The organism is uncultured Thiocystis sp. (genome assembly GCF_903866365.1).
Taxonomy (GTDB): domain Bacteria; phylum Pseudomonadota; class Gammaproteobacteria; order Chromatiales; family Chromatiaceae; genus Chromatium.
Window position 1 is genome coordinate 1 of the sequence record NZ_CAIPNF010000066.1, and the last position, 18,619, is coordinate 18,619.

The following is an 18,619-nucleotide window of genomic DNA, read 5'->3' on the forward strand; positions in this document are numbered from 1 at the left end:
GATAACCAATTAGGTTTCATGATACACCCCGTCATTCTAAATCTATTCAACTTATACTGCTGTAGACAGATGTTTATGAGTTTTGTTCCCATGAAATGTCTGGATGATAAATACGAGATCTATATATCCCGATGTCTTCGTCACCTGCGATCCCGCCGATGCCGGCGAACGCCACGCCAAGCGAGCGCCGACGGTGATCGTCGAAGTCTTGTCGGACGCGACCGAAGCCTATGATCGCGGTCTAAAGTTCGCGCGCTACCGGAAACTCCCCAGCCTACGCGACTATGTGCTGATCGACTCGCGCCGTCGCGTGATCGAACTCTATTGCCGTCAGGAAGACGGCTGGCTGTTCCGGCCGCTCGCGCCTGACGCGCCGCTCGTGCTCCCGTCGCTTCAGTTCTCGTGCGACACAGATGACGTGTACGAGGATGTCCGCTTCGATGTGTCGGAGCCCGACGCGGGACACGACGATTAATCCAGGGCGGCGGCGATCTGCCAAGTTCCGACGTTAGAGGCGGGCGCTGACTCGCCCAGCGTGCCGCCGAGCGCTATTCCACGGTCTCCGGCAGCGGATTCGAGTTGGCTTGAGTCGTGTCCGCTCCGTTCTCGGTCGGTTTGCGCCGACGCCGGCGGCGCTTGGGTTTGGTTTCGTCAAGGCTTGTGACGGGTTCCAAGGTGGACTCCACGAGCGGCGCGGTCAAGGTGGCCGGGGCGGGCTCGGGCTTTGGTTTCGCTGGGGAGAGCGGTCGACTGGTTAGCGCGGCTCGCTCGACCTTGGGACGGGACGTCGCCGGTCGCCGGACCCTGGCGGGGGGCGCGGGCGCGGGCGGGATCGGCTGGAGGTCGGGCGCGGTCGTCGATGCCGGTATCGTCGCTGGTGTCGATACCGGCGCTGCAACTGGTGCCGTCGATGCCGCTTCAGCGGGTTTGGCTGACGCCACTGGCCTGGTTTCGGAAGTGCGTCTTGGCGTTGACGCTCGACTCCGTTCCGCGCGCGCGCCCGGACCCTCGCGCTTGGCCCGCTCGCCCCGCGCGGGCGTCGCGCCGCGTCCGTCGCGCCGCTCTTCCCGATCCTCGCGGGCCGGACGCAGCCGGCTGCGCGGGTCCACCTCGGCCAGCAGTGCCGGATCCACCGGGAAGACCGGAATCCTGGCGCCAATGAAGGTTTCGATATCGGGCAGGCAGAAGGCGTAGGTCTCGCAGACGAAGCCGATGGCGTCCCCGGCCGCGCCGGCGCGCGCAGTGCGCCCGATACGGTGGACATAATCCTCGGGATCTTCCGGCAGGTCGTAGTTGACCACATGGGTCACGTCCGGAATGTGCAGACCGCGCGCGGCCACGTCGGTGCCGACCAGCACCGGCAGGTTGCCCTCGGTGAAATCGCGCAGCAGCTTGAGACGCTTGTTCTGCGGCACGTCGCCGGAGAGCACGGCGGTGTTGATGCCGTTGCCCTGCAGATAGCCCCAGACCCGGTCCGCCTCGCGCTTGGTGTTGACGAAGACCATGATGCGGGCATCGTCCCAGCCGCGCACCAGCCCGATCAGCAGCGGGATCTTTTCCTCGTTGGAAGTCATGTAACAGCACTGGCGCACGCGGTCGGCGGTGATCTTGTCGGTCTCGATCTTGATCAGCAGCGGGCGGTTCATGTGCTCGTAGGCGAGTTCGGTCACCCGATAGGAGAGCGTCGCCGAAAACAGCATGCCGAGCCGCGACTCCGGGGGCGGCATGCGCCGCAGCAGAAAACGGATGTCCTTGATGAATCCGAGGTCGAACATGCGGTCCGCCTCGTCGAGCACGACCGCCTCGATGGCCTTGAGATCGAAGACGTTCTGTTTCAGATAGTCGATCAGACGGCCCGGCGTGCCGATGAGGATATCGACCCCGGCGGCCAGATCGTCGCGTTGCTGTTGATAGCCGGTGCCGCCGTAGACCAGACCGCTGCGCAGTCCGGTGTGGGTGGCGAGCAGCAGGGTATCGCGGTGAATCTGCACCGCCAGCTCGCGTGTCGGCGCCAGGATCAGCGCCCGCGGATGGCTGATCGGTCCCGGCGGCGGTGGCGGCGTGTTGAGCAGTCGCTGCATGACGACCAGCAGAAAGGCGGCGGTCTTGCCGGTGCCGGTTTGGGCCTGACCGGCGACATCGCGCCCGGCCAGGGCGATCGGGAGGGTTTCGGCCTGGATCGGGGTGCAGCGGGAAAAGCCCGCGTCGGCGAGGCCAGCCAGGATGCGCGGATCGAGGTCGAAGCCGTCGAAACGGATCTGGGTGAGATGTTTATCTGTCATGAAATTTGGCTGTCGGAATGGTCGATCGTTGAGGCCATGAGCCTCGCGAACGGGCAAGGCTTGCAAATTGTCTGCGCTTTGGATCAAATAGCATCTTACCCAAGGGCCGTTATCAACGCCAATCCGCCCGCCCGCTCCTCAAGCCGATCCGCGCGCCGCCGTCACTGGCCGGTCATCACGCCTTTCATACCACTCAATGCAAAATACCAATGGGAGATAACTTCAGTGAGCGATAGCATCGTCCATGTGACCGATGACTCTTTCGAAGAAGAGGTTTTGAAATCCCCCGACCCCGTGCTCGTGGATTACTGGGCCGACTGGTGCGGGCCGTGCAAGATGATCGCGCCGGTGCTCGACGAGATCGCCGGGGAATACGCGGGCCGGCTCAAGGTCGCCAAACTCAACATCGACGAGAACCCCGGCACGCCGCCACGTTATGGCATTCGCGGCATCCCGACGCTGATGCTGTTTCGCGCCGGCGAGGTCGAGGCGACCAAGGTCGGGGCGGTGTCCAAGTCGCAGTTGACGGCTTTCATCGACAGCAACCTTTGAGGCGAATTGCCGACTTTGCCGAAAATACCTGCGTGCCCTTCAGGAAATTGCCTAGAATAAACCAACACGGGGCGCCCGACCGGGCGTCCTCTCTCCGGTAAGCTGCCGCCCTTCAGTCGCCTTCCCGCGCGACTCTGGCCCTTCACGGGCGCTGCCGACCAGCCATGACCTCTGTCCTTTAACGAAAATCGCGATGAATCTAACCGAACTGAAGAAGACGCCTGTCCCCGAGCTGGTTGCCCTGGCTCAATCCATGGAAATCGAGGGCGTCGGACGCTCCCGCAAACAGGACCTGATCTTTGCCATCCTCAAGGCCCAGGCCAAGCGGGGCGAGGATATCTCCGGCGACGGCGTGCTGGAAATTCTGTCGGACGGCTTCGGCTTTCTGCGCTCCGCCGATGCCTCCTACCTCGCCGGCCCCGACGACATCTATGTCTCGCCCAGCCAGATCCGCCGCTTCGCGCTGCGCACTGGCGATACGATTTCCGGCAAGATTCGTCCGCCCAAGGACGGCGAGCGTTATTTCGCGCTGCTGAAGGTCAACGACATCAACTTCGACCGGCCCGAAAACGCCAAGTCGAAGATTCTGTTCGAGAACTTCACCCCGCTGTTCGCCAACAAGCGGCTCGGGCTAGAGATCGGCAACGGCAGCACCGAGGACATCACGGCGCGCACCATCGATCTGGTCGCGCCCATCGGCAAGGGTCAGCGCGGACTCATCGTCTCGCCGCCCAAGGCCGGTAAGACCATGATGTTGCAGAACATCGCACAATCGATCGGACACAATCATCCGGACTGTTATCTGATTGTGCTGCTGATCGACGAGCGCCCGGAGGAGGTCACCGAAATGGCCCGCTCGGTGCGCGGCGAGGTGATTTCGTCGACCTTCGACGAACCGGCGACCCGTCACGTTCAGGTCGCCGAGATGGTGATCGAGAAGGCCAAGCGATTGGTCGAGCACAAGCTGGACGTGGTGATTCTGCTCGACTCCATCACCCGTCTGGCGCGCGCCTACAACACCGTGGTGCCTTCATCCGGCAAGGTGTTGACCGGCGGCGTGGACGCCAACGCGCTGCAACGACCCAAGCGATTCTTCGGCGCGGCCCGCAATGTCGAGGAAGGCGGCAGTCTGACCATCCTGGCCACCGCGCTGGTCGATACCGGCTCGCGCATGGACGATGTGATCTACGAGGAATTCAAGGGCACCGGCAACATGGAGATCCACATGGATCGCCGCATCGCCGAGCGGCGGATTTTCCCCTCGATCAACATCAACCGCTCCGGCACCCGCCGCGAGGAACTGCTGATGGGTCCGGCGGAGTTGCAGAAGATGTGGATTCTGCGCAAGATCCTGCATCCGATGGACGAGCTGGCCGCGATGGAGTTTTTGCACGACAAGCTCAAGGCGACCAAAACCAATGACGAGTTCTTTTCCTCGATGAAGGGCTGACGGTTTTGCGTCGACCCCTGGGACCGCCGACAGGTTGTCGGCTGTCGCGAACGGAATAAAGGCGGTCTTGGGTGTCGTTCTTGAGTGCCCCTCTGGATCGATCTCCAGCGGCAGACGGCGATGTTCTCGTGACACCGGGCGGAACCCCCCCGGATTGACAGTGATTGAGCGTATGGATTTCGAGTGGAACCCAGGCAAGGCAGCGAGTAATCGCAAGAAACATGGTGTTGGCTTTGAAGAAGCCCGGACCATCTTTGCCGACCCCCTGGAACTGACCATCTCGGACCCAGACCACTCTCACGGAGAGTATCGATTTTTGAGCGTTGGACGATCTGAACTGGGACGAATCCTGGTTGTCTCCTACACTGAGCGCGAACCACATCACATCCGCATCATCACCGCAAGACCGGCATCGCGAGCGGAGCAGAAATCCTATGAGTCAAGACATTGAGTCAAGCGACATGCGACCCGAGTACGACTTTGCACAAGGCGAGCGCGGTCGGCATCGTAAAGCGTATCTTGAGGGAACGAACGTGGTTCTCCTTGAGCCGGATGTCGCAAGCGTCTTCAAGGATTCCGCATCCGTCAATCATGCGCTCCGCTTGCTTCTCCAATTGGCGCAAGACGAAGTCAAGCGCAGCCTGACGAACGGTTAGCAAAGGCTGAGCGCCGATGGATCGGCCTAATTTTCGGAAGATGGTTTACATCGCCCGATCCCGCCCGGCCTCTTTCGCTTCATAGAGCTTGCGATCGGCGGCCTCGACGAATTCATCGAGACTTTCGCCACTGTATTGGCGGATGCCGCCGCTGATGGTCACTTGCAGGCGCGGCTGCGGCCACGCCTTTTCCTTGAGCTTGACGCGGATTCTTTCCGCCACGTCCATGGCGTCCGAGGCGTCCGAGTGGGGCAGGATCAGGAGAAATTCCTCCCCGCCATAGCGACCGGCGACATCGACATCGCGAATGCAGTCGCCGAGCGCGGCGGCGACCTGGATCAGAACCTCGTCGCCGGCGCCGTGCCCGTAGGTGTCGTTGACGGTCTTGAAGTGATCCAGATCGAACAGGACGATGGACAGCGGATGGCCATAACGGTTGACCAGGTCGATCTCGCTGGTCAGCCGCTGAAAGAGGTAGCGCCGGTTGTAGAGTCCGGTGAGCCCGTCGGTGAGCGACGCCACGCGCAGTTCGTCCTGACTCCGCTTCATCTCCGAGACGTCGACCAGCGAGACGAGCCGGCTGGCCGTGCCGGAAAACCGCAGGGCGATCGCCGAGACCAGGGCCCAGCGCGGGGCGCCGTCCGTGGCGGGGAGACGCATTTCGCGGGCCTCGCCGTCGTCGCCCGGCAAACCGGCAGCCTTGAGCGCCAGCCAAGATTCGCTGGAGAAACGTCCGCTGGCATCCTCGCGGAGCGCGAGATAGTCCTTGGCCGCGCGATTGGCCTGTCGCAATCCGAGTTGGCTGGGCTCGTGAAGCATCATGGGGAAGGGCGCGGCCTCGAAAACATTGCTCAGATTGGACTCGCTTTCGCCCAGGCGCCGCAGCAGCCGGCTGGTTTCCAACCAGGCGATACCGATCAGCAGAAGCACGAACCCGCCCACCCAGAGCAGCTTGACGCGGATGTCCAGGATCAGATGCTCGAACGCCCAGGGATTGGAGTAACAGGTCGCGATCCCGATGAGCTGATGACTGCGCGGATGGTAGATCGGGATGTCGGCGACAAAACAGTTGGCGCAATCCTCCTTCCTGGCACCCCGGAACTGGTCGAGACTCCCGCGCGGCGCATCCAACTCGCCATCGTCGAAGCGCAATTCGATCCTCTGGACGAATGGCATCCCCGTGGGCTGTTCCTTAAGCAGCAGGATAGCGTCCAACAGGGTCAGCAACTCCTGCTCCAGGCGCGCCGGCGGCAGGTCGCGGTCGAGCAGTTCGTCAACCCCCTGGAGATGGGCGGAGGCCAGGGCGGTCGCGCGACTCTCGGCCTCCGCGCGCAGGGTCGGTTCCAGCACCAGGAACCAGTGCAGCGCGATCGAGGCGGCGAGCATCACACCGAGCAGGCCAAAGATCAGCGCGAGATTTCTTTCCGATCCCGGCGAACGAGGAAGGATGGCGGTGAAGGCGGTCTTATTCATACTGCCAGGCCACCTTTAGAAAGAACGGCTTGAAGCGGATGCGGGCGCGTTGCGCCTGGATTCGGTTGATCGCCGGCAGAATCCGGTCGGCGACATGAATGCCGGCCACCGCGCCCGCCTCCACGGCGCCGGCGAAGGGCGAAAACACCATCACCTGGTCGCGCTCGGACCAGGTTCGCAACCGTTTGGGAGTCAGCTCGACGCTGGCGACGAAGATCCCGGCCACTCGCCCGCCGGTCCCCTGATCGAGCGCGCTGGCGGACAGGATGCTCGCGCGCAGCGGATGGCCGCGGATCCGGTCGATGGTCTCCAGGCTGGAGACGGCTTGCCGGGCGGGCGCGTCGGACCCTTCGTAGACGACCAGCACCCGCAGCGAGCCGTCCGGGGCGAGCGCGTCGTCCAGCGATTCCAGCGCGCCCAGACAGGCGGGAAAGATCGTCAGTCCCACCCGCAGACGTTGCGCGTCCTCCTGCCAGAGCGCCGGGGTTTCAGCACGCGCCACGGGCATCCCGACCCACAGCGGCAGGCACAGCGACAGTCCCAGCCACAGCGACCGAGCCAGCATGGAGGCAGCGAGGATCATGGCGGGCGGGGCGCCGTCAGAAGGCGTAGCCGACCGACAGCCACCAGCGGCGGCCAGGGCGCGGATAGCCATCCGCATAGGGTAGATCGACCCCGCCGAAACTGGTGAGCTGATCGGGATAGCGGATATCGGCATCGGTCAGGTTCTTGATCCCCAGAGAGGCAAACACCCCTTTGACCGGCGTGCGGTAATTCAGGGTGAAATCCAATTGCGTGTAGGGATCGATCGGTTCGCGCATCGTGAGTTCCTGACGCTCGCGTTCGCCGACATAGCGCAGTTGCAACGCCGCGGTCCAGCGGTCGCGCGGTTTCCATAGCAGCGCCAGATTCCCCAACAAGCTGGCGCCGCCCGGCAGGGCTTGATCGGTGGCGGGGCGCGTGGCATCCACATAGGACAGGTTGGCATCGAGTTTGAGCCTGGAACCGAGACGATGCACGTATTCCAACTCGATCCCGCGCAGTCGGGTATCCGGGTTGTTGACATAGCCGTCATCCTCGACCTCATCGAAGGCGATCGGCTGGGTCAAGTCGGAGTGGAAGAGGGTCAGGTGCCCTTCCCACTGGGATTTGGTCAGGATGTAGCCCAATTCGTAGGTCGCAATCTCGCTGGCGTCGAGGGAAGACTGGGCGGCATATTCCAGCTCATAGAAGGTCGGCGGACGAAAGGCCCGCGCATACTGAAATTTGAGCACGTTCTCCGGATCGACTCGCCACACCGCAGCCAGGCGTGGACTCAGGAAGGCGCCCACATCGCTGTAATCGTCATAGCGCAGGGTTCCGGTCAGCGTGACCCGCTCGCTGACGCGAAACTGATCCTGCGCGATGGCGCTGAGAATCTGCCGCTCGCGATCGAGATCCAGCCAGGTCGCGGGGATCTCGAAGGGCAGACCGGACCAGTCCCAGCTTGCCTGGTCGACCTCCACCTGACTGGCCTCCAGCCCGAACAGCAGTTCATGACGCGACGCGGGCCGCCAGTGGATGTCGGCCGCCCCCAGAGTGCGGGTTTCGCGATAGTCCTGATCCATGTAGATCGGCTGGTCGGCGAGATAGCTCGCGGGAAACACGTAGAGATCGTTGCGGTCGCGCTCATGCTGCAATGCCTCCAGACGAACGCGCGCGTCGAGCGACTCGGAGAAGCGCAGGTTCTGTCCAACCTCGGCGGTCAGATAACGATTCCGGGAGGCGAGATTATGATCCTGTGGGGGCAAAAAGTGGTTGATCCCAAAATGATCGCCATAGTCGTCTTCCAGAAGCTTGACCGATGCGAAGGTGTCGCGCCATTGCAGGTCGGCGAAGACTCCCTTATAGCGACTGGCCTCGTTGGAGCGACCCGGCGCGTTCGAGAGTTCCGGCTCGCCGGTCGAGAACAGGGCATCCTCCGCGACCTTGACATGATTGCCATCGCCCTCAAGCCCGGCCAGGTTCATGGAAAAACGCAGCTTCCGCTTCGGATCATGCCAGTTCCAGACCCCGCCGCCGCCCGTGTCCGCGCCATCGTTGGACTGGAGATGCAGGGTTCGCTCCTGTTTGCGGGTGATGATGTTGACCACGCCCGCGTAGGCATACTCGCCATGCACCGAGGAGCCGGGACCGCGGATGACCTCGATACGCTCGATCTGCTCGATCGGGATGTTGAGCACCGCGTTGGCGGTCGCGAGTAGCGTGGAGTTCATGGATACGCCATCGAGCAGGATCTTGACATTGCCCGAGGCGTAGCCGAAGCCCACGCCACGGCTCAGGATCTGACGCTCGCCGGTCATTTCGAGCCCTTGGGTGATGCCGGGCACCAGCGACAGCGACTCCCAGACCGTGCGCGCCCCGCGCGCGAGCAGTTCGTCGCCGTTCAGGACGGTCGCGATGCCGGGGATGAAGTTCGCGTTCATGCCCGTCTTGGTGGCGAGTTCGGTTTCGGTTTCCAGGAGCGCGAGCAGGTTGTGGAGATCGGGATCGTCCGCCGCCTGTTCCGCGGCAGATCCCACCTGGAGCACCGACAACAGGCAGGCGCCAAGACAGAGCGAGCGCAGGCCGGCACGCCCGAATGCGCGCATCTCTCCGCACGAAACGCCTAGGATCCGGCGAGGGCGATGCAGGGGTTTAGCGTGATTTGGCATGGGCGATACGGGCGTCGGCATCCGGTGTCGGCGAAGGCCTGTCCAGAAACCGCACACACGAAACGCCATCGCCGATTGGCCGCATTGACAACGCGGCGCCGCGGACGACAATTTCTGGCTGCTGGCTGCTGGCTGCTGGCTGCTGGCTGCTGGCTGCTGGCTGCTGGCTGCTGGCTGCTGGCTGCTGGCTGCTGGCTGCTTCATACGTTGCGGACATCTCGCTCAGGCGACGGTCCATGTGCAATCACCCCATGCGCGGCAATACGTGTTGATGGAGACAGCCGTTCGTTCGGTTGTATTTTACGGCTACCGGTTGCGTTTTTCACAGACAATAAATTTCACTCCAGAAACACCATCGCGCGTGCCGCCGCACCCCGGCCATCGATCAACGAAATGACAACGAATCCTGGACCATCCGGGGTCCAGCGGGCGGTGCGGTCGAAGGGCGCGCGCATGATCGGCACGCCATTGGCGAACCAGACAAAGGGCGGCGTACCGCCCCGAACCTTGAGCGCCAGATCGGCGCCCCGACCAGCCGCAAACCCCAGATCGATCCGCGCACCGGAAGGAGGATAGGCGATCTCCAGGACAGCGTCTGTCGCATCCGCTGCGCCAGCGCGTCGGGGGTCGCGCACCCGTTGCAGCGGCGGCGGCAACGCGGCGGAATTGGCGGCGGTCAGGATACCGGGCGGTGCCGACGGCAGCGGGACGCGCGGACCCAGACGGGCGAAGGCGTCGAACAGGATGGGCGCGGCGGCCTCCAGACCGACCAGACCCGGCACCGGCGCGCCATCCGGGCGTCCGGTCCAGACGCCGACGACATGACGACCGTCGAAACCGATTGCCCAGGCGTCGCGGTAGCCATAGGAGGTGCCGGTCTTGAAGGCGATGCCGCCAGTCGGGGTGTGCATCGGGGTGGGCGCGCCGGCGAGAATTGAGGCGACCGACCAGGCCGCGCGCGCGTCGAGCACCGGCGGTCCGTGAGTCGCGGCGGACGGATCGCTTGGCACCCCAAGCGCGTTTCCCGTGTGCGTTCCATTCAGCCGCTCCTTCAGCACGACCGCCGCTCCGCCCCGCGCGATGGCGGCATAGAGTCGCACCAGATCGGTCAGAGTCAGACCGACCCCGCCCAGTCCGATGGCGAGCCCCGGCGGCGATCGGTCGGGCAGCCGCGGACGGGCGCCGGCGCGGCGCAGACGCGCCGCCAGACGCTCCGGTCCCACGGCGTCGAGAAGCTGGATCGCGGGGATGTTCAGCGAGAGTTGCAGCGCCCGGCGCACCGTCACCGTGCCCTGGAACTCGCGGTCGAAGTTGGTCGGGACATAGCCGGCGAAGCCGCTCGGGCGATCCTCGATCAGGCTTTCGGGGTGTGCAATGCCGTCCTCGAAGGCGAGCCCGTAGATCAGCGGCTTGAGCGTGGAGCCGGGCGAGCGCGGGGCGCGGGTCATGTCGATATAGCCGCGTCGCCCGTCGTCGAACAGATCCGCCGAACCGACCGCGGCCAGCACCTCGCCGGTGACGTGATCGACCGCCAGCAGGGCGAGCGAGACCTTGGCGCCCAGCGCGGGCGCGCGCTCGGCGGCCAGGCGTTCCAGGCGTTGCTGGAGCCCGGCATCGATGGTCAGGCGCTGGCTGGCCTGCTCCGGGTGCGCCCGATGCAAGCGCCAGGTCAGATGGGCGGCGAGCATCGGGAAGGGTCGCCGCTCGGTCGGCACCGGTTCGCGCAGCGCGGCGGCCAGCGCGATCCCGTCGATGACGCCGAGACGATGCGCGCGTTGCAGAATGCGGTCGCGCGCCCGGCGCAGGGCGGCCGGGTCGCGATCGGGGCGACGCGACTCCGGCGCTTGGGGCAGGGCCACCAGCAGGGCGGATTCGGCGGCGCTCAGACGGTGCGGCTCCTTGCCGAACCAGGCCAGCGCGGCGGCGCGTACCCCTTCGAGATTGCCGCCATAGGGCGCCAGCGTCAGGTAAGCGGTCAAAATAGCGTTCTTGTCCAGCCGGCGTTCCAGGGCCAGCGCAAGGCGGATCTGATGCAGCTTGCCGGACAGCCGTCGGGTCGACTCGCCCTCCAGCAGCCGGGCCACTTGCATGGTCAGAGTGGAGCCACCGGAGACGATGCGTCCGTTGGTCATGAACTGCCAGGCGGCACGCAGTAGCGCGCGCGGATCGACGCCGGCATGCGCGCGAAAACGTCGATCCTCCACCGCCAGCAGCATGGCGAGATAGCCCGGATCGACCTGATCCAGACTGACCGGCAGGCGCCAGCGTCCGCCAGCGACGGTGAAGGGACGCAGCAAACGCCCATCCCGGTCGAGCATGAGGGAAGAAACGACGGGATTGATCGCGGGGAGTTCGGTGGCGGCGATGCGCGCATTGATGCTGGACAGGGCACCCGCGATCAGCGCGACGAGCAGACCGCTCAGGGCGAAAGCCCGCCAGCGACGCCGCCAAACCTTGCCGATTGCCCTCATCACGGTTACGCTCGCGAGTTTGCGGTATCCGAGCCGATTGGCTTTCCCGATGGGATCCTAGAGCATGAATGAAAGTGCGTTATTAATCGAGAGCCTGCGCCTGGCGCCGGAGGAGGCGCTGTCGCTTCCGACCACGTAACCGCAGTCTCCGTCCGCCGCGCCCGACGACCTGATCGCGGTCATCGCAGCTGCCGTCGCGCGTTACCGTCGCCACCACTGAGACCCCATCGCTCGTCCCCGCCGATTCTTCCGTACTCCATCGATCACCTTTGCTCCAGGCGCCGAGCGCGTCCGGTCCGGGCACACTGACAGAAACAGGCTCCATAACTCAACACCCTCCGCTTGGTATCACCGATGTCGTCCTGCGCGATGCCCATCAATGCTGCTCGCAACCCGCATGCGCATTGAGGACATGCTCCCCATCGCCGCAAAGTTGGATCAGGTGGGCTACTGGTCGCTGGAAACCTGGGGCGGCACGACCTTCGACGCCTGCATCCGCTATCTGGGTGAGGATCCCTGGGACCGTTTGCGCCAACTCAAGGCGGCGATGCCCAACACGCCCCAGCAGAGGCTGCTGCTCGAAGAGATCGCCGCCTATTTCCGCGAGGTGCGCAAGAAATACGCCCGTTTCGAGGGCGCGCTGAAGGGCGTGGACTCGCGCATTCTGGTCGCCCAGGTGCCGGGCGGCATGCTGACCAACATGGAAAACCAACCACTCTGCTACTCGGGGCCGCGGCCCAATTCGGCATCTTCGCGACTCATTCAGCCGCCGATCATGCGCGCGCTGACCACGCACAAGGAGCGGGCCGTCGTGATGGAGCAGATGCGTCCGGTCTCGCGGCTGGAGCGCATCCTGTTTCCCTTCGTGGTGCTGATCCTGTGCGCCCTGCTGCTGCCCTCGGCGGCCCCGTTGATCGGGATGCTGACCTTCGGCAATCTGCTGCGCGAAGCCGGCGTGGTCGAGCGTCTGAGCCGCGCGGCCCAGAACGAGATCATCAACATCGTCACCATCCTGCTGGGCCTGGCGGTCGGCTCCAAGCTCTCGGCGGACAAGTTTCTCAACCTGGAAACGCTCGGCATCCTGCTGCTCGGGGCCTTTGCGTTCTGCATCGGCACCGCCGCCGGGGTGTTGATGGGCAAGGTCATGTGCTACGCCACGGGCGGTAAGATGAACCCATTGATCGGCGCCGCCGGCGTCTCCGCCGTGCCCATGGCCGCGCGGGTCGCCAACAAGGTCGGGCAGGAAACGGATCCGCACAACTTCCTGCTGATGCATGCCATGGGGCCGAACGTGGCCGGGGTCATCGGCTCGGCGGTCGCGGCGGGGTTGCTGCTGGCGTTGATTGGGCCTTGATTGAAACCGCATCCATTTTGAATTCGGCCCCGTCCAGCCGGCGCTGGGGTCATGGCAACTGGAGCAGGATGGTTTCCCCTTTGGGCATGAAATCGGGTCGAAAAGCCCCGTTTCCCGAGGTCTTCCAAAGCGACCACGTCTGCCTTTGCCGCTAGCACCAATTCGTATGGCATACTCAGCAACCAAGCCAAGGCCGCCGATGCCAACACGATTTGCATTGCGCTCGGTTTGTTCATTCTTATTCTCCGTCGTCAAATCATGAGGTTCAATCACACTCGAAAAGCTATAAGTTATTGGCTTTTTAACGGATCCGTGTGACGACTCAGGAATGCTGACAGTGCGCAATCAACCCGGCGATTTGCAAAAATCGAAGACGGGCGCTGGACGTCCTGCTGTTCCCGAAACGTGCTGAAAAAATTTTCCTTATCCACCTCACCTCTGATCAAACCGAGGAGATCCCATGACCCGCGCAACGATTCTGAAATGTCTGACCGGTGCACTGCTCGCCGCCCTAGCCACCGAATCCGCCGCGTTTAAATGCATGCCGCTCTATGGCAACTGGTGCGGGATCAACTATCCGAATGGCGGCTTTCCGCCGCCGGTCGATGCCTTCGACGCCGCCTGCATGCGCCATGATCTGTGCACGGCCGCGCCGGGTTCCGCGACCGGGTGCGACATCGCCTTTGTCTCCGAACTGCATGCGATTGCCGCCCAGGTCGGTTATCTGCCGCGTCCGCTGCAATGGGCCGAGTACGTGATTCGCGTCAAGTCCGGCGGCCCTTGGGGTGGCATGCCGATGCCGACCCCCTGGGATGCCTTCGGTGCGATGTCGAGCGTCGCGGCGCCCTGCTGGTGAGGCGGTTACCATTGACGGAGCGATCATCCAGAGTGACTGACCCGATTGAAATAGTGGCGACGGCTCCGGCCAAAGCCAATCGGCCGATGGTCCGCGCAGCGGACCCTACCGTAGGGTCCGCTGCGCGGACCGAGCGACGGTGGCTGACACGATGACCGACGCCCGGATGGACCAGTTGGACGAAACGCCGCTGCGCCTTCTGAACCGGGTCTTCGGCTTCGATCGCTTCCGCGGCGCTCAGGCTGAGATCATCGATTTGGTGATTGGCGGGGGCGATGCGCTGGTGCTGATGCCGACCGGCGGTGGCAAATCGCTCTGTTATCAGATTCCGGCGCTGTTGCGTCCGGGAACCGGGATCGTCGTCTCGCCGCTGATCGCGCTGATGCAGGATCAGGTGGACGCGCTGACGCAGCTTGGCGTGCGGGCGGCCTTTCTGAACTCCTCGCTCACCCCCGACAAGGCGCGCGCGGTCGAGCAGGCGCTTCTGTCGGGTCGGCTGGATCTGCTCTATGTCGCTCCGGAACGTTTGCTAACCGAGCGCTTCGAGGATCTGCTCGACCGCATTCCGGTCGCGCTCTTCGCCATCGACGAGGCGCATTGCGTGTCTCAATGGGGGCACGACTTCCGGCCCGAGTATATCCAACTCGACCGCCTGCACACGCGCTGGCCACAGGTGCCGCGCATCGCGCTCACCGCCACCGCCGATACCCCGACCCGCAACGAGATCGTCACCCGTCTGAGCCTGGGCCGGGCGCGCCAGTTCGTCTCCAGCTTCGACCGCCCGAACATTCGCTACCGCATCGTCGAAAAGGCCAATCCGCGTCAGCAACTGCTGGCCTTTCTGCGTCGCGAGCATCCCGAGGACGCGGGCATCGTCTACTGTCTGTCGCGCCGCCGGGTCGACGAAACCGCGACCTTTCTCCAGGGGCAGGGCTTTCCGGCGCTGCCCTATCATGCCGGTCTGCCCGCCGACACGCGCCGCGCGCATCAGGCCCGTTTTCTGCGCGAGGAGGGCGTCGTCATGGTGGCGACCATCGCTTTCGGCATGGGCATCGACAAGCCGGATGTGCGTTTCGTCGCCCATCTGGATCTGCCGAAAAGTCTCGAAGCCTATTATCAGGAGACCGGCCGCGCCGGACGCGACGGTCAGCCGGCGGATGCCTGGATGACCTATGGGCTCGGCGACGTGGTGATGCTGCGCCGGATCATCGAGGACTCGGAGGCGGAGGAGCACTTCAAGCGCATCGAGCTGCACAAGCTCGACGGCATGCTCGGGTATTGCGAGACCACCGAGTGCCGGCGTCAGGTGATGCTCCACTATTTCGGCGAGACCCTGCCCAAGCCCTGCGGCAACTGCGATACCTGCCAGGAGCCGGTCGAGACCTGGGACGGCACGCTTGCGGCCCAGATGGCGCTGTCGTGCATCTATCGTACCGGCCAGCGCTTCGGCAGCGCCTATCTGGTCGATGTGCTGCTCGGCAAGAGCCTGGAACGCATCCGTCGCTTCGGACACGACCGGGTGAGCACCTTCGGCATCGGCAAAGAGGTCGACGGCAAGCCCGTGAGCGCCGATCAATGGCGCTCGGTCTACCGACAACTGGTGGCGGCGGGCCTGGTCGCGGTGGACATGGAAGGCCATGGCGCGCTCAAGCTGACCGAGCAGAGCCGCCCGCTGCTGCGCGGCGAGCGTGCCATCCGGCTGCGCCGCGATCCCGAGCGCAAGAGCGGTGCCTCGTCGCGCGCCCCGGTGTCCGCGGCCCCGACCGATCCGGAGGCGGCGGTGCTGTGGCAGGCGTTGCGCGAGCAGCGTCGCCAACTGGCGCTGGCGCAGAACGTGCCCGCCTATGTCATCTTCGCCGACGCCACGCTGCGCGAGATCCTGACCTATCGTCCGCGCACGCGGGACGAACTCAGCCAGATCACGGGAGTCGGACAGGCCAAGCTGGAACGCTTCGGCGCGGAGTTTCTGCGGGTGTTGTCCGAGCACGCGGCACGGCATGGCCGTCCGTCGGGGCTGCCGCCGCTGCCGTTGCGGTCCGTCGCCCGTGCCGCGCCGTCCGCGGGGCGAATCTGGGAGTCCGGAGATTTGGGCGACACGCTCGTGGTCACCCTGGAACTTTTCCGCAAAGGGATGGATCCGGAGGCGATCGCCCTGCATCGAAACCTCAAATCCACGACGATCTACACCCATCTGTCGCGGTGCATCGAGGAAGGGGAGCTGACGGTCGAGGACGTGGTCACGCTCGACGCAGAGACCCGGCGACGGATCGAATTCGCCTTCGACCAACTGCCCGAGGGCGCGATGATGGGGCTGAAACCGGTCTTCGATGCCTTCGAGGGGCGTTACGATTACGGGCTCCTGCGCTGCGTGCGGGCGGGGATGGGGAGACCTTCGGAGGATTGATCGCCCAGATGGACAACCGATTGAGAGTTGAACAATGACCGAGCATTTTACCGAACAGCCCTTTCTACCGCTTAACATCGCGCTGCTGACGGTCTCGGACAGTCGGGGCGAGGACCAGGACACCTCCGGCAAGCTGCTGAAGGAACGCGCCGAGTCGGCGGGTCACCGGGTCGTGGCGAAAGAGATTGTCCGTGACGATGTCTATCAACTGCGTGCGGCAGTTTCGCGCTGGATCGCCGATCCCGAGGTGCAGGTCGTCCTGAGCACCGGCGGGACCGGCGTCACCGGGCGCGACAGCACGCCCGAGGCCGTCACGCCGCTGCTCGACAAGGTGGTCGAAGGCTTCGGCGAGCTTTTTCGCCAGATCTCGTTCGCCGAGATTGGCGCCTCGACCCTCCAGTCGCGCGCCTTCGCCGGATTGGCCAACGGCACCTTCGTCTTCTGTCTGCCGGGCTCGACCGGCGCCTGCCGGACGGCTTGGGATGGGATCCTGCTGCCCCAACTGGATATTCGCACCCGACCCTGTAATTTCGCCCAACTCATCCCGCGTCTGCGCGAACGCTGAAGCTCTATGACGACCCACAACGACTGCCCGGCTCCAGCCGCGGAAAAACGCCCCACGCTGACCAAGCAGGAGGCCATCGACTTTCTGCTGTCGCGGGTCCAGCCGATCGTGGACACCGAATCCATTACGACCGACACGGCGCTCGGGCGTGTGCTGGCGGCGCCGGTGACGAGCGCCATCGATGTCCCCGGCTGGGACAACAGCGCGATGGACGGGTACGCCATCCGTCACGCGGATCTGGCCGCGGAGGACGGTTGGCTGCGGGTCGGTCAACGGATTCCCACCGGGTCGACCGGCGTCGATCTGGAGCCGGGAACCGCCGCGCGCATCTTCACCGGCGCGCCCACTCCGGGCGGTGCCGATACGGTGGTGGTGCAGGAGATCTGCGAGCGCGACGGCGACCGGGTGCGCATCCCGCTGGACTGCAAGGCCGGCGCGAACATCCGCCGCGCCGGCGAGGACATCCGCGCCGGGGCCGAAGTGATCGCCGCCGGCACGCGGCTCGCGCCCCAGCATCTCGGGCTGGCCGCCTCGGTCGGCGTCGCACGCTTGCCGGTCTATCGGCGTCTGCGGGTCGCGATCCTGGCCAGCGGCGACGAACTGGCGATGCCGGGCGAGCCGCTGGGGCCGAGTCAGATCTACAACTCCAACCGTTTTCTGCTGATCGGTCTGCTGCAAGGCTTGGGCTGCGAGGTGGTGGATCTCGGGATCGTCGCGGATACCCTGGACGCGACCACCGACGCACTGACGCGCGGGGCGCGCGAGGCGGATCTGATCCTCGCCAGCGGCGGGGTGTCGGTCGGCGAGGAGGACCATCTCAAGCCCGCGGTCGAGAAGATCGGCACCCTGGATCTCTGGAATATCGCGATCCGTCCCGGCAAGCCGGTCGCGTTCGGCTGGGTCCAGGGCACGCCCGTTCTGGGCGCGCCCGGTAATCCGGTGTCGCTCTTCGTCACCTTCTGTCTGTTTGCCCGTCCGGTGGTGCTGCGGCGTCAGGGGGCGACGGGGGATCTCGCGCCGCGCGTTCTCAAGATCCGCGCCGGGTTCGACTGGCCGAAACCGGACAAACGGACCGAGTTCCATCGCGCCCGTCTTCAGACCGGCGACGATGGCGAGCTTGAACTGGCGGTCTTTCCGACCCGCTCCTCGGCGGTTCTGTCTTCGGTTGCCTGGGCGGACGGTCTGATCGAGATTCCGCCGGGACGGGCGACCCGGCGCGGTGAGTTGGTTGATTTCATGCCGTTCGCCGATTTGCTGCACTGACCCTTCAACCGAGCGAATCCAGACCCAATGATCAAGATTCTCTACTTTGCCCGACTGCGCGAACGGCTCGGCTGTCAGGAGGAACGACTGGATCTGCCGGCGGGGGTCGGCACGATCGCGGATCTGCTGGCGCATTTGCGTGCGCGCGGCGGACTCTGGGCGGAGGCGCTCGGCGAGGGCGAGCGGTTCATGAGCGCGGTCAATCAGGAGATTGTCCAGCCCGGAACGTCCATTCGCGATGGCGACGAGGTTGCATTTTTTCCGCCGGTGACCGGGGGCTGAATGTGCTTCATCAACCAGTCGTTCCGAGATCCGGACGATGGCATCGTCCCAAGATGGCGGCTTTATCATGACGATTTTGATCGAAGCGCATGATCTGATCCGGCTCTATCCCGGCGTGCGCGCCGTGGACGGCATCAGCTTCAGGGTCGAGTCCGGGCAGTGCTTCGGTCTGCTGGGACCGAACGGGGCCGGAAAGACGACGACCCTGGAGATGCTGGAGGGCATCCAGCCGCCGACCTCGGGGCGCGTGCTGTTCAAGGGCCAACCGCTGGATCGCGAATATCGTCAGTCCATCGGCATTCAGTTCCAGGCCACGGC

General features: G+C 64.6%; 17 protein-coding genes. 11 read left to right on the top strand and 6 right to left on the bottom strand.

All coding sequences use genetic code 11. The features are described from left to right. Positions 1-103: 103 nt before the first annotated feature. The gene (locus tag QZY07_RS04400) at positions 104-475 is read left to right on the top strand and encodes a Uma2 family endonuclease (RefSeq protein WP_295400086.1); all 372 of its coding nucleotides are present in this window, start codon (positions 104-106) and stop codon (positions 473-475) included. 73 nt (positions 476-548) lie between these two features. Here QZY07_RS04400 and QZY07_RS04405 read toward each other — a convergent pair whose 3' ends face one another. Further along, positions 549-2,282 carry a DEAD/DEAH box helicase gene (locus QZY07_RS04405; protein ID WP_295400088.1) on the bottom strand — a complete coding sequence of 578 codons (1,734 nt, stop codon included), beginning with the start codon at positions 2,280-2,282 and terminating at the stop codon, positions 549-551. Positions 2,283-2,507: 225 nt separating this feature from the next. Here QZY07_RS04405 and trxA point away from each other — a divergent pair, with 225 nt between their 5' ends. The 3 genes from trxA (at position 2,508) to QZY07_RS04420 (ending at position 4,735) form a co-directional block, all read left to right on the top strand. Continuing rightward, positions 2,508-2,834, top strand: a complete 327-nt coding sequence (gene trxA / locus QZY07_RS04410) for a thioredoxin TrxA (RefSeq protein WP_295400090.1) — start codon at positions 2,508-2,510, stop codon at positions 2,832-2,834. 193 nt (positions 2,835-3,027) lie between these two features. Then, complete coding sequence (gene rho, locus QZY07_RS04415; protein WP_295400092.1) at positions 3,028-4,284, top strand: transcription termination factor Rho; 1,257 nt, start codon at positions 3,028-3,030, stop codon at positions 4,282-4,284. A 160-nt stretch (positions 4,285-4,444) separates the two neighbouring features. Beyond that, positions 4,445-4,735, top strand: a complete 291-nt coding sequence (locus QZY07_RS04420; RefSeq protein ID WP_363183715.1) for a BrnT family toxin — start codon at positions 4,445-4,447, stop codon at positions 4,733-4,735. A 250-nt stretch (positions 4,736-4,985) separates the two neighbouring features. On the opposite strand, the gene QZY07_RS04425 is transcribed toward QZY07_RS04420, so the two are convergent. From QZY07_RS04425 to pbpC, 5 genes are all read right to left on the bottom strand, one after another. Further along, positions 4,986-6,413, bottom strand: coding sequence for a diguanylate cyclase (locus QZY07_RS04425; protein ID WP_295400094.1), 1,428 nt, complete (start codon positions 6,411-6,413; stop codon positions 4,986-4,988). After that, entirely contained in the window at positions 6,406-6,996 is a 591-nt protein-coding gene (locus QZY07_RS04430) for a hypothetical protein (RefSeq protein ID WP_295400096.1), read from the bottom strand. Before QZY07_RS04430 ends, QZY07_RS04425 begins: the two co-directional genes overlap by 8 nt. A gap of 16 nt (positions 6,997-7,012) precedes the next feature. Further along, positions 7,013-9,043, bottom strand: a complete 2,031-nt coding sequence (locus QZY07_RS04435; RefSeq protein ID WP_295400099.1) for a TonB-dependent receptor — start codon at positions 9,041-9,043, stop codon at positions 7,013-7,015. Between the two features lie 46 nt (positions 9,044-9,089). Continuing rightward, positions 9,090-9,344 carry a hypothetical protein gene (locus QZY07_RS04440; RefSeq protein WP_295400105.1) on the bottom strand — a complete coding sequence of 85 codons (255 nt, stop codon included), beginning with the start codon at positions 9,342-9,344 and terminating at the stop codon, positions 9,090-9,092. Between the two features lie 100 nt (positions 9,345-9,444). Next, positions 9,445-11,577 (bottom strand): penicillin-binding protein 1C, encoded by a 2,133-nt coding sequence (gene pbpC, locus QZY07_RS04445; RefSeq protein WP_295400118.1) that lies wholly within the window; start codon positions 11,575-11,577, stop codon positions 9,445-9,447. A 379-nt stretch (positions 11,578-11,956) separates the two neighbouring features. Between pbpC and QZY07_RS04450 the strand changes: the two genes are divergently transcribed. The 7 genes from QZY07_RS04450 to QZY07_RS04480 all read left to right on the top strand — a co-directional run. Next, positions 11,957-12,931, top strand: coding sequence for a sodium ion-translocating decarboxylase subunit beta (locus QZY07_RS04450; protein WP_295400106.1), 975 nt, complete (start codon positions 11,957-11,959; stop codon positions 12,929-12,931). A 460-nt stretch (positions 12,932-13,391) separates the two neighbouring features. Next, positions 13,392-13,787, top strand: a complete 396-nt coding sequence (locus tag QZY07_RS04455; protein ID WP_295400108.1) for a hypothetical protein — start codon at positions 13,392-13,394, stop codon at positions 13,785-13,787. A gap of 151 nt (positions 13,788-13,938) precedes the next feature. Then, positions 13,939-16,191, top strand: coding sequence for a DNA helicase RecQ (gene recQ / locus QZY07_RS04460; protein ID WP_295400119.1), 2,253 nt, complete (start codon positions 13,939-13,941; stop codon positions 16,189-16,191). A gap of 34 nt (positions 16,192-16,225) precedes the next feature. Beyond that, complete coding sequence (gene moaB, locus QZY07_RS04465) at positions 16,226-16,756, top strand: molybdenum cofactor biosynthesis protein B (protein ID WP_295400109.1); 531 nt, start codon at positions 16,226-16,228, stop codon at positions 16,754-16,756. Between the two features lie 6 nt (positions 16,757-16,762). Then, positions 16,763-18,019 (top strand): gephyrin-like molybdotransferase Glp, encoded by a 1,257-nt coding sequence (gene glp, locus QZY07_RS04470; protein ID WP_295400112.1) that lies wholly within the window; start codon positions 16,763-16,765, stop codon positions 18,017-18,019. 27 nt (positions 18,020-18,046) lie between these two features. After that, a complete protein-coding gene (gene moaD, locus QZY07_RS04475; RefSeq protein WP_295400113.1) occupies positions 18,047-18,301 on the top strand; it encodes a molybdopterin converting factor subunit 1 in 255 nt (84 codons plus the stop codon). Positions 18,302-18,368: 67 nt separating this feature from the next. Beyond that, a partial coding sequence (locus QZY07_RS04480; RefSeq protein WP_295400115.1) for an ATP-binding cassette domain-containing protein occupies positions 18,369-18,619 on the top strand: 251 nt, incomplete at its 3' end.